The organism is Flavobacterium sp. 9 (assembly GCF_002754195.1).
Lineage (GTDB): Bacteria > Bacteroidota > Bacteroidia > Flavobacteriales > Flavobacteriaceae > Flavobacterium.
Genome location: NZ_PEEU01000001.1, coordinates 5,832,353 through 5,845,226 on the forward strand (window position 1 = coordinate 5,832,353; position 12,874 = coordinate 5,845,226).

The following is a 12,874-nucleotide window of genomic DNA, read 5'->3' on the forward strand; positions in this document are numbered from 1 at the left end:
TTCTAAAAACAGATTTTATACTTTCTTAAAGTACTTTCTCATATTCTAAAGTTCCTAATTGATCTGTTGTAATGATTCTCTTTTTTGAATCAAAATAGTTAATTTTAAAAGGCACTGTAAAGACTCCGGAAATTATAGTAAGTTCATCGTTATTTCTGGATAACTTCCATTTTCCTTTATGGGTTTTGTCACCAACAAGACTTTTAAAGCGGTTATCATCTTCAAATACCTGATAAACTTGATCTGTTTTGTAATATTCCTTAATATCTTTTTCTTTACCTCTTTGTGTCCATTTTACTAATTTCCATTTTCCAATAAGTTCAGTTGATGTTTGTGAATAGGAGGCAAGTCCATAAATGCAAAATAATAAAAGGATTAATTTTTTCATAATTTTTTATTCTAATATGATTTTAGTTCCGTAATTGTTTAAGAATCAAATTTGTTTTTTTTATTGATTTATCTAGGAAAGAATACTTTAATTAAAATTCCCATCTCACAAAAGCTTCCATAGCTGCATAGCGAGACAAACCTAATTCGTTGTATAAGTCTGCAGTTTCACTATTTCTGTCTTCTGCTCTTTGCCAAAATTCTCTTGCATCAGTTCCCTGAAAAACAACTCCGTCTTTTTGAGATTGGTGTTTGAAAATTCCGTGACGTTTTGCCAAAACCTGATCCGGACTCATTGGTACAGCCATTTCGACTTCGTCAATTCCCCATTCCTGCCAAGCTCCGCGATATAACCACAACCAACAATCATTCATAAAAGATTTTGGTTTCAAGGCTTTTACAGCTTCAAAAATAGCGTCAAGACAAACTTTATGTGTTCCGTGTGGATCTGCTAAATCTCCTGCGGCATAGATTTGATGAGGTTTAATTTTTTCGATTAAATCCATTGTCAGTTGAATATCTTCAGGACCTAAAGGCTTCTTTTCGATCGTTCCGGTTTCGTAGAAAGGCAATTCCATAAAATGAATTTGCTCGTCTGGTAAACCCACAAAATGACTTGTAGAACGCGCTTCTCCTTTTCTAATTAAACCTTTTAGATATCGAACTTCAGGAATATCAATTTCACTTGTTTTTTTGTTTCTAAGAAATGCAATTGCTTTTTTATAAATGGCTTCAGCTTCCGGACTTTTGATGCCGAATTTATCGTTATAATCGCAAACAAAACTGGCAAAACGTAAAGCTTCATCATCCGCAACAGCGATATTTCCAGAAGTTTGATACGCAACATGCACTTCATGTCCTTGCTCTTGCAAACGCATAAAAGTTCCTCCCATACTAATAATATCATCATCAGGATGTGGGCTAAAAATCAAAACTCGCTTTCTTGTCGGTTCCGCTCTTTCAGGACGATTTGTGTCGTCTGCATTTGGTTTTCCACCTGGCCAGCCCGTGATTGTATTTTGAAGTTTATTAAAAATTTTGATATTGATGTCGTAAGCAGGACCAGAATCGGCTAATAAATCACTCATTCCGTTTTCGATGTAATCAGCATCTGTAAGCATTAAAATTGGTTTTTTAAGCTGAAGCGCCAATCCTAAAACCGCTTTACGGATTAGTTTATCCGTCCATGTGATTTTCTCTACAAGCCAAGGTCTGTTTATTCGGGTTAGTTTTGAAGACGCTTCTTTATCCAAAACAAAAACGACATCATTGTGCTCTTGTAAAAAGGAAGCCGGAATTTGATTGGTAACTTCTCCTTCAGCAGATTTTCTAATAATATCTGATTTTCCTTCGCCCCAAGCCATCAAAATTACTTGTTTAGCTTCCATGATTTTTTTCACTCCAAGTGTGATTGCAGTTCTTGGTGTATTACTCAAACCTGAGAAATCGCCGCTTGCTGCAACTCTCGTAATGTGATCTAAAGCAACCAAACGAGTTTTTGAGTTTTGTAAAGATCCTGATTCGTTAAAACCAATATGTCCGTTACCGCCAATTCCAAGAATCTGAAGATCGATTCCGCCCAAAGCTTCAATTTTAGCTTCGTATTCGTGGCAATAATCTGCAATTTGTTCTTTTGTCAAAAGACCATCCGGAACATGAGCGTTTTCAGGTAAAATATCGATATGATCAAACAATAATTCTTTCATGAAACGAACATAACTGTTGATAGAATTGGGTTCCATTGGATAATATTCGTCCAAATTAAAGCTAATTACATTCTTAAAACTTAAAGCTTCTTCTTTGTGTAAACGAACCAATTCAGCATACAATCCTTTCGGAGAAGAACCTGTTGCAAGACCTAAAATGCATGATTCATTATTTTCTTGTTTTGCTTTGATAAGTGCCGCGATTTGTTGCGCAACAGCTTTGGAAGCTTCAGTCGAATTTTCGAAAACAACGGTATTGACGTTCTCAAATCGTTTTTCGAACCCCGTTGCTTTATCTATTTTACTTTTTATCATTTTGAGTTTATTTTAATCTAATAGGTGTAATTATTTTAACACATAGAAACATAGGCCTTGTATTCTTAAAAAAAAAGGTATTTCATTTATTTAAAAGGCACAGAGCCCATGCTATGTGAAAGAAATATATTTCTTTTTGTATCCTTTTTATGCTTTATAAAATCTATGTTTCTATGTGTTAATTTTTTTGCTAATCACAGCTAAAGAAATTGTTTTTTAGAATGTTTAATTTGATCTCCATATTTTTCAATAGCTAATACTGATGAAAAATAATTAACTTTTCTTTGAGGTTAGAAAATGCATGACAATCCACGCCAGTAAATAGGCAGAGCCACATATAATGAATATGATATTGTAACCTGCAGAAATATTTCCTAATAGTTTATAATGATCCAGAATTATCCCGATTGCCAAAGGAAAAAGAATACCTCCAACTGACCCGGCCATACCACCAATTCCTATAACGGAACTAATATCTTTTTTAGGAAAATAATCGGATACGGTAGTAAATATATTGGCGCTCCAAGCTTGATGAGCCGCAGCCGCAAAACTAATTAATCCAACTGCAATCCAGATATTTTTGGTAAACTGCGCCAACATGATTGGTAACACACAAAGCGCAATAATGAACATGGTTGTTTTGCGGGCTTTTTGAACATTCCATCCTTTTTTTATGAGATAAGAAGATAGAAATCCGCCGCCAATACTGCCAATAGTTGTGGCGGTATAAACAATTACCAAAGGCAAACTAGGCTTCTTTAAATCCAGATTAAAGGTTTCGGAGAAATAGGAAGGGAGCCAGAATAAGAAAAACCACCAAACAGGATCTGTCAATAATTTCCCGAAGATAAAAGCCCAGGTTTGTTTTATTTTGAATAATTCAATCCATTTTACCGGAACTTCTGTTTCTGAAACTACTTCGTTGTCACTATGGATATAATCAAATTCTTCTTTGGATATTTTTTTATGACGGGCAGGAGTTTCATAAAATTTCCACCAAAAAATCAACCAAATAAAACCAATTGCTCCAGTAATCACAAAAGCTTCCTGCCAGCCATAAGCGCCAAGAATTGCGGGAACCATAATAGGCGCAACCACAGCACCAACATTTGCTCCTGAATTGAAAATTCCGGTGGCAAGGGCGCGTTCTTTTTTAGGAAACCATTCGGCTACGGATTTTATTGCCGCAGGAAAATTACCTGCTTCTGCAACACCTAAACCAACTCTGGCTAAGCCAAAACCCAATGTGCTTTTTGCAAATGCATGTGCTACAGCAGCAATACTCCAAAAGAAAACGGATACTGAATATCCTAATTTTGTTCCTATTTTATCAATCCATCTTCCAAAACCCATCAAACCAATTGCATAAGCCGCAGAAAAAGCCATTACGATATTGCTATAATCTGTTTCTGTCCAATTAAATTCTTTTTCTAATGTGGGTTTTAGTAATCCAATTACCTGTCTGTCGATATAGTTTATGGTTGTTCCAAAAAACAATAAGGCAAGGATGCCATATCGAACTCTTTTTTCTGAAGATTTATTCATTTTAAGAGTTTTTACAAGATTGAATTAAAAGCATGACTTTTGAGATATAATCCGAAAGGGCTTCAAAATTGTTTTCTTCAATAATGCTGTTTTTTAGAAGTTTACTTCCCATTCCTACAGCAGAAACTCCCGCATCAAACCAATCTCTTAGATTTTGTCGTTCCGGTTCAACGCCGCCCGTAGGCATAAAAAGAAGCTCCGGAAAAATGTCTTTTATAGTTTGTATATAGGAAGATCCAACTAAATTGCCTGGAAATATTTTTATAAGTTTGGCTCCCAATTCCTGTGCCTGATGAATTTCTGAAGGTGTTAAACATCCCGGAATCCAGGTTAAATGATGTTCTGAAACTACTTTAGCAACTTCAGAAGAAACTATTGGGCTTACTATAAAATCTGCACCAAGATCTATAAAATCTTTGGCTTGTTTTGCCGTTTTTATTGTGCCAATTCCCAGCAATAAATCAGGCATTTCTTGTTGTGCTATTGTCTTTAAAACTTTAAAATTTTCTAAGGCATTTTCGCCTCGATTGGTATATTCTAATACTCTGATTCCGGATTGATATAAAGCTTTTAAGATTTCGATACTTAAATCTTTACTATCATTGTAATATAAAGGCAACAAACCCGCTTGAATGATTTGTTGAATAACGCTTTCTTTTTTATTCATTTTGCTTTATTAACTGTTCGATTTCGTCCACTTTTGATGTTGTCGCATCTCCTTTTATGAATAATTTTTGATAGGCCGCATGTGCTGCAAAACCTACTATTTGCTGTGATTTTTTTTGATGCAGGATTCCGTAAATAAGTCCTGCCATAAAGCAATCTCCGGTTCCTACTTTATCAATAGTATTTGTTGCAAATAAGGTTTCACTTTTATAAATATTTCCGTTTTGATATAAAGTTGCAAAATACTTTACGCTTTCTTCTTCGCTAAAGCGGAAGGTATTTGCAATGGTTCTACAATTGGGATATCTGGCCAAAATTTCTTTAGAAGTAATACGGGCTTGTTCTACTAAATCAGGATCTTTTTCAGATGCGATTAAATTTGGATCAATTGCTATTCCCAACATTTTTTCGGCAGACCAGATATTTCCCATAATTACATGTGCATAATCTGCCAGTTTAGGCATTACTTGCTTAGGATTTAAACCGTATTTCCAGAGTTTTTCTCTGTAATTTAAATCTAAAGAAATAGTAATTCCTTTTTTTGTGGCAACAATTAAAGCTTCTTCACAAAGTGCTGCAACATTAGTGTTTAAAGCAGGAGCAATGGCTGTAAAGTGAAACCAGGAAACGCCTTCAAAAACTTCTTCCCAGTTGATAGTTGATGGTTTTAACTGTGAAAAAGAGGAATATTTACGATCATAAATTACTCCGGCATTCTTGACATCGGCACCTTGATTAAGGTAATATGTCCCAATTCTTTCTCCGGATTTAATTATGGAACTTGTATCAACTCCCATTTTATTATAATACGCCAGAATTGTATCTGATAAAAAATGATCCGGCAAAGCTGTACAATACCCAACAGGAATATTCCAATTTGCCAATGCTAATGCAACATTACTTTCTGCGCCACCAATGTAGGCAGACATATCTTGTTGCTGAGGAAAATTTTTCCCCATGCTGTATCTCAAAAGAATTTCGCCAAAACAAAGAACTTTACCCATGATTTATTAGTCTTCGTTTGATGGTTTTCCTATCGTAGCCAGAATTCCTCCGTCTACATAAACTATATGTCCGTTTACAAAATCACTTGCTTTAGAACTCAAAAATATCGCTGCTCCCTGCAAATCTTCGGGATCTCCCCAACGTCCTGCTGGTGTTCTTCCAATAATAAATTCATTAAAAGGATGTCCGTTTACTCTAATTGGTGCCGTTTGACTTGTTGCAAAATATCCCGGACCAATTCCGTTTGTCTGAATATTGAATTTAGCCCATTCTGTAGCCATATTTTTGGTCAGCATTTTCAATCCTCCTTTTGCAGAAGCATAAGCACTTACAGAGTCTCTGCCAAGTTCGCTCATCATCGAACACATATTAATAATTTTACCACCGCCACGACTGATCATTCCTTTGGCAACATTTTTTGAAACGATAAATGGCCCTGTTAAATCTACTTTGATTACGGCTTCAAAATCCGCAACTTCCATTTCTATAATTGGAGTTCTCTTGATAATTCCTGCGTTGTTTATTAAGATATCAATAGGACCAACTTCGGCTTCTATTTTGTTGATTGCTGCGATTACTGCGGCTTCATCCGTAACATCAAAAATATATCCGTAGGCTTCGATTCCTACTGACTTATATTCAGCAACAGCAATGTTTACTGCATCTTGCGAAGAGTGATCGTTTATAACAATTTTTGCACCGGCATGTCCAAGTCCTTTTGCCATCGCCATTCCCAGACCATGAACTCCGCCTGTAATAAGTGCTATTTTTCCAGTTAAATCAAATAAGTTAATTGACATTTTTTTTTCTTTTTTTTGGTTAATAGTAATCTGATATTTTTATTGAATTGCCTGCAGCTTTAGCTGGAGGTTAAAGAGTTGATGACAGATGTGGCTTTAGCCAAAATGTTTTTTTAATTCGGCTAAAGCCAACACTAATATTTCCATTTATTCCTCCAGCTAAAGCAGGAGGCTATTCAAAAATTAAGATAGAATTGATGCTAAATTCTTTTCAAAATTGACATAAGTAAGACCGTCAACTACAATTTAATGCATTGATTAAGTCAGTTTATATAAAGTTTTTATTTATATAATAAAGAAGCCTTATTCTACTTTTGTAATAAGCGGATTTTTTAATTGCAGGTAGAAATTATCCAGATAATTGAACCATTGTTTTGCATCGGTAATTTTTCCAGCTTTGTTCCATGCAGCTCCGGTGTAATAGATGATTGGTTCATTATTGGTAACCGTAGTTTTGGCTAATATTTGCGTATTCGTTACAAACATATTTTTTACTGGTGTCGTTACTATCGAACCAACTCCAGTTGTTCCGTCTTCGCCAAAAGTTGGCTCCCAATAACCCAAAATACCTTGTTGCTCGTTTAGCGAAATAACTCCAGCTTTCTCTCTTTTGCTTAGACCGACTACAACATCCATTGTTTTATTTCCATCAAAAGTATAAGTGTTTTCTACTCGATTAAGTTGTGAACCAGCGTCGATAGAAATCAGTTTTGTGGCTTTTACTTTGATTCCGCCAGCATCCCAGGCATCATAAGACAATAAAAATGTACTTCTCAAAGGACCGTTATCAAACACTTTCCATTGGTGATAATTTGCCGAATAACGGATACTGTCTTTTACATAAGGCGCCATATTTCCTGCGCCCAATGTTGGTCCAACATGATAATAATCCATTCCGTCACCGGCATCGATATGATAATTCCCTCGTTTGTAACGATCGTTTAGTATCATTTTATTCGTTCTTTTAACCCAAACATCAAAACCCGAAGCATCTTCGCTGGTTTTTTCTATAGCTTTTCCATAAGCGCGAAAAGCTATTTGGTCGTTTTCCCAGGCAAAATCATCTTTGCGTTCCGGTACATAACGTGCGTAAGTTTTAACCGCAAAAGTTTCCGGTTTTCCTTTTTGAATTATAAGCTTAACAGATGTTTTTGGTTTAAGACTAATCTGAACCAGTAAATTTTGAATAGAAGAATGTCCACGATGTTCTAATTGAAAAGGAACTTGCTTTTTTGTAGTTTGATTAATTACAACAAAATTTGCAGTATCTATTTGCGGATAACGTGCCAAAACAGTTTGCCAGTTTATAGAAGCTACAGTTTCTTTTCGTTCTAATACCGAATTATTCTGAATTGTTATTGTCGCTTTTGTTTGTGCCAAAAGGCTCAATGGTAATACAAAAGCAAAACCAATAAGGTGTTTTATCATTTTCATAATCTGTTATTTTAAATCATTAATTGCGCAGTGATCCATATCTCCATAATCTAAATTTTCTCCCGCCATTCCCCAAATAAAAGTATAATTTGAAGTTCCCGCGCCGGAATGAATCGACCAGTTTGGCGAGATCACCGCTTGTTCATTTTGCATCCAGAGATGTCTTGTTTCTTGCGGTTGTCCCATAAAATGACAAACACTTTGATTTTTTGGTACTTCAAAATAAAAATACGCTTCCATACGTCTGTCGTGCGTGTGTGCCGGCATCGTATTCCAGACACTTCCTGATTTTAGTTCTGTCATTCCCATTTGAACCTGACAAGTTTGCACTACACTATTTACAATCAATTTGTTGATAATGCGATGATTTGCCGTTTCCATAGCGCCCAATTCTACAATTTCGGCGTCAGCTTTTGTTATTTTTTTAGAAGGATAAGCATGATGTGCAGGAGCAGAGTTCAGATAGAATTTGGCTGGAAAATTTGAATCTGCTGATGCAAAAAAAACTTCTTTGGTTCCTTTACCAAGATATAAAGCTTCTTTAAAGTCAATTTCAAATTGTTCTCCGTCAGCAGTGATAATTCCTTTTCCGCCTACGTTTATTATTCCTAATTCTCTTCTTTCCAGAAAATATTCCGCTTTTAAATCAGCAGGATTTGGCAAAATAACTTTTTCATTTATTGGCATTGCGCCGCCTACAATATATCTGTCAAAATGCGATAAGGTTAATTTTACCTGATCTTCGACAAAAACGGTTTCGATTAAAAAATTTTCGCGTAATTCTTCAGTATTCATTTGTTTTGCCTCTTTTGGACTGACAGCAAAACGGCTTTCAAAATTGGAATTCATAATTATTTGGTTTATTGTAATTTCAGTTTGTAAACTGTATTTAGAAGTTAATTTTCAGTATTCAATTTGGCGAGATATTCGCTTGGCATACAGCCATAATGTTGTTTAAAAGCGGTCGAAAAATACGATGGCGAATTAAAACCACACATATAGGTAATTTGTGCAATCGTGTAGCGCTTGCTTTGCATTAGTTCAACGGCTTTTTTAAATCGGATTCTTTTGATAAAATCCATTGCAGATTCACCCGTAATAGCTTTTAGTTTCAGATACAAATTTGATCTGCTCATTCCTATTTCTTTACTAAACTGATCGACTGAAAATTCAGAGTCTGCCAAATGATCTTCGACAATCTGAATCGCTTGTTTTAGAAATTCTTCGTCAAGCGTATTAAAAGCAATATTCTCAGGAACCATTTCTTTTCCAACAGAATAATATTCTTTTAGTCGTTTACGGGAACGCAACAGATTCGTAATTTTTGCTGCCAGTAAAGGTGTCGAAAAAGGCTTCGTGATATAATCATCGGCGCCCATTTCGAGCCCTTTTAATTGTTGGCTGGTTTCATTTCTTGCCGTTAAAAGCATTAATGGAATATGCGATGTATTGATGTTTTGTTTTACTTTTTTACAAAAGTGTAAACCATCCAGTTCCGGCATCATAACGTCACTTATAATAAGATCAAATTGCTGAATTTCTAAAAGTTCCAAAGCCATTTGACCGTCAAAAGCTATCGTAACATCGTATATTTTGCTGAAATAATCCTGCAAATAATCCAAAATCTCTTTGTTATCGTCTACAATTAAAAGCTTGATTGGCTGATCTCTTTCTATTACTTCATTTTCTTCCGGCAATAAAGAATCGTCTGTTTCGAGTTCATTATCAGATATAATCGACAAATCATAAGCAGATTCTTCAACATGCTGATCATTTTTATAAACCACATCTAAAACCGGAATTGTTACTGTAAAAATACTTCCTTCCTGCGTGGTACTTTCGGCAGTAATTTCGCCATGATGCAATTCGACCAAACGTTTTGTAAAGGCCAATCCAACACCGGAACCCAAATTCATCTCGCGATTATTTACCTGATAGAAACGGTCGAAAACCTTAGACAAATCGTCTTCGCTAATTCCGACCCCCGTGTCAGCGACCTTTATTTGTACCGTATCATTTTTCTTAATTAATTCTACATGAATTGTCTGACCGGTTTTGGTGTATTTAAAAGCATTCGATAAAAGATTAAATAAAATCTTTTCCATTGCATCTTTATCAAAATAAAACTGCAATTGCGGTTCTTCTGAATGATAGGTATAATGAATGCTGTTTTTCTCAGAAAGTGGTTTAAACGATTCAAAAATTTCCTGAGTAAAACTTACAATATCGCCTTTGCCTACTTTAAGCTGACGGGTTCCCATTTCGGTTTTTCTAAACTCAAATAACTGGTCTACTAAGTTGTAAAGTCTTTTGGCATTGATGAACATTAATTCGTGTTTCTTTTTGGATATTTTATCTGCAAAAGGCATTTTTAATAATTCTTCTAAAGGCGCTAAAATCAAGGTCAATGGTGTTCTTAATTCATGTGATACATTAGTAAAGAAATCCATTTTTACCTGATTGATATAATTCCCACGTTCCTTGTCGATACGTTCTAGTTTTAATTGCTGAACGGCTTTTATTCTTTCTTTTATAATTTTAAAACCAATATAGGCTGCTGTGCCAATTATTGTAAGCAATAACAAAGAAAACCATATCGTTTTGTACCAAGGCGGGAGTATTGTAACTTTCAGACTTCGAACGGCGCTCATTTCGCCATTTGGACCAATTGCTTTGATTTGAAAATTGTATTTTCCCGCAGGCAAATTACTGTAGCTAACTTTCAATTCATCTGTTCGTTGCCAATCTTTGTCAATTCCTTCTAACTTGTAATAATAGTAAGTTCGATTGGAAGAGATGTAGTTGAATGTATTAAAAAAGATACTGAATTGTTTGTATTCCGGTCCAATTTCCAATTCATTTGTTTGATCGATATGCTCTTCAAGAATGTCCGTTTCATCGGCAACGGCAACGTTTTTATTTAAAACTTCCAATGCTGTAAAACTTAATTTTAGCTGAAGCGGACGTTGTTTAACCATCGAAGGATAGAAATAAGAAACGCCTTTTATTCCTCCAAAAAGAAGCATTCCGTCTTTGGCTTTATAGAAAGAATAATCGTTGAATTGTTTGTTTTGTAAACCATCGCTTTCGTCAAAAGTCTGAACAGAATCTTTGTCAGGATTAAATTTAATTAACCCGCTGTTGGTCGAAATCCATAGGTTTCCATCGTCATCAGGAACTATTCCGTAAATGGTTTCTTTAACGAAATCTTTACGGGCTTTAAAACTGGTAAATGATTCCTGCGTTTCATCATAAAGGCGTAAACCTTCTCTTGTACCAATCCAGATTCTGTGTTTTTGATCCTCAGTAATACAATTTACAATATCATCGCTTTGTTTTCCGTGTCCAATGTTTCCAAATAACATTGTATCAGGATAAAAAAGCGTCACGCCGTTTGTGGTTCCAATCCAGATTCTATGTTTGCTGTCTTCAAAAAGAAAAGTAATATCGTCTGAAGTTGGCCGTTTTCCTGCTTTGTCTAAATGAATGTGCGTAAATGACTTTGTCTCAGGATGAAACTGATCTAATCCGGATCTTGTTCCAACCCAAATACGGCCTTTTGAATCTTTTAATAAGCTGTAAACCAAATCTCCGGCAATCGTGTTTGGATTATTTTCGTCATGAAGAAAACGCTGCGCAGAACCTGTATTTGGGTTCAGTAAATTCAATCCGCCGTTATGTGTTCCAATTAGTACATTTCCGTTATCGTCAAATTCGATAGCTTTTATATTATTCGAACTTAAACTGTTTGGATTGTTTTCACTATTCGAAAAATAACTGATCGTATTCGCATTTTTATTCCAGTAATTAATGCCTTTATCGTTACTTCCAATCCAGAAATTACCTTTTGAATCTTGTTTGATAACACCAATTACTTCATCATTCAAAGAAGGTTTTCCTGAGTTTTGACTTAAAAGATTGAACTTAATATCGTTTTTATGATAATAGTTTAAACCTCCATAATACGTTCCCAACCAAATTCCGTTTTGTTTGTCTCTAAAAAAACAACGAACCGAATTTTGACTAATAGTGTAAGGTTGAGATATTTGATGGTAATAATTGGTAAATGAATTATTTGTTGGATTAAAAATAGTAAGTCCTCTAAAAGTTCCAAGCCAGATATTTCCCTCGGTATCTTTTCCTATGCATCTTATATTATTATCGGCAATACTATTGGTTCCGGTTTTATGAAGCAGGGAATTAGTCTGTCCATTTTCCGCATTGTATTGAATTACGCCTTCGCCTTCGGTGGCAACCCATAATTTTTTTCCGTCTACGAAAACATCATTTATATAAGGTTTTTTGGGACCTAAATTAATTTTTATTAGTTCATGTGTATTGGCTTTTAGCTTAAAAAGTCCAACATCAGAACCCAGGATTATTTGCTTTTGCCAAACGCCTATGTAGGCTATTTTCTTAATTTCGTGAGAAGAAGCATTAAACTTAACCGTTGTAAAATTCTGGCCTTTCGGCGAAAGAACAAAAACTTCCCCTGTAATCGAGGTTGCCCATATTTTATTGGTGCTGTCTTCGGTTATTGATGAGATATACCATTCGCCAATACTTCGCGGAAGCTGATAGTTTGTAAAGCTGTCTGTGTTGTAATTATAAACACTGATTCCTTGATTTCCTCCAACCCATAATCGCCCTTTACGATCTGTAAACAAGCTTCGAATGTAATACGATTGTAAACTTGTTTTAACGTTTTTTACGGGGCGATATACTTTAAAACCCTTACTGTCATAGCGATTTAATCCGTCCTGAGTTCCAATCCAGATAAAACCAAGCGTGTCTTGCTGAATGGCAAAAACAGAACTTTGCGATAAGCCTTTATCGACCGAAATAGTACGAAAATATCGGTCTTGTACTTGCGCATGGCTCTTCGCAGCGAAAAGAACTATGTAGAAAAACGTAATGAAGGCGATCGTTTTCTTCATGAAAGTGGTATTATAATTATTTTGTTCTTGTTTAATCTTTTTGATAAAAGTAAAATCTCCTCTAATTTAAAGAAAAAGT

9 protein-coding genes are annotated in these 12,874 nt (G+C 35.2%); all 9 read right to left on the bottom strand.

Annotation, left to right across the window (positions count from 1 at the left end):
- Positions 1-25: 25 nt before the first annotated feature.
- The 9 genes from CLU81_RS24350 to CLU81_RS24390 all read right to left on the bottom strand — a co-directional run bounded on the left by CLU81_RS24350 (position 26) and on the right by CLU81_RS24390 (position 12,795).
- A complete protein-coding gene (locus tag CLU81_RS24350; RefSeq protein ID WP_099712205.1) occupies positions 26-388 on the bottom strand; it encodes a DUF5004 domain-containing protein in 363 nt (120 codons plus the stop codon).
- Positions 389-479: 91 nt separating this feature from the next.
- A complete protein-coding gene (gene nagB / locus CLU81_RS24355; protein WP_099712206.1) occupies positions 480-2,408 on the bottom strand; it encodes a glucosamine-6-phosphate deaminase in 1,929 nt (642 codons plus the stop codon).
- Positions 2,409-2,681: 273 nt separating this feature from the next.
- On the bottom strand, positions 2,682-3,953 hold the full coding sequence (locus tag CLU81_RS24360; RefSeq protein WP_099712207.1) for an MFS transporter: 1,272 nt from the start codon (positions 3,951-3,953) through the stop codon (positions 2,682-2,684).
- Between the two features lies 1 nt (position 3,954).
- Positions 3,955-4,620: a bifunctional 4-hydroxy-2-oxoglutarate aldolase/2-dehydro-3-deoxy-phosphogluconate aldolase gene (locus tag CLU81_RS24365; RefSeq protein ID WP_099712208.1), complete on the bottom strand. Its 666-nt coding sequence runs from the start codon at positions 4,618-4,620 to the stop codon at positions 3,955-3,957.
- Positions 4,613-5,623: a sugar kinase gene (locus tag CLU81_RS24370; protein ID WP_099712209.1), complete on the bottom strand. Its 1,011-nt coding sequence runs from the start codon at positions 5,621-5,623 to the stop codon at positions 4,613-4,615. The genes CLU81_RS24365 and CLU81_RS24370 overlap by 8 nt, the downstream gene beginning before the upstream one ends.
- A gap of 6 nt (positions 5,624-5,629) precedes the next feature.
- Entirely contained in the window at positions 5,630-6,424 is a 795-nt protein-coding gene (locus CLU81_RS24375; protein WP_099712210.1) for a gluconate 5-dehydrogenase, read from the bottom strand.
- Between the two features lie 303 nt (positions 6,425-6,727).
- A complete protein-coding gene (locus CLU81_RS24380; protein ID WP_233209764.1) occupies positions 6,728-7,858 on the bottom strand; it encodes a DUF4861 family protein in 1,131 nt (376 codons plus the stop codon).
- Between the two features lie 6 nt (positions 7,859-7,864).
- Positions 7,865-8,707 carry a 5-dehydro-4-deoxy-D-glucuronate isomerase gene (kduI, locus tag CLU81_RS24385; RefSeq protein ID WP_099712211.1) on the bottom strand — a complete coding sequence of 281 codons (843 nt, stop codon included), beginning with the start codon at positions 8,705-8,707 and terminating at the stop codon, positions 7,865-7,867.
- 47 nt (positions 8,708-8,754) lie between these two features.
- Complete coding sequence (locus tag CLU81_RS24390; protein WP_099712212.1) at positions 8,755-12,795, bottom strand: two-component regulator propeller domain-containing protein; 4,041 nt, start codon at positions 12,793-12,795, stop codon at positions 8,755-8,757.
- Between the last annotated feature and the right edge of the window lie 79 nt (positions 12,796-12,874).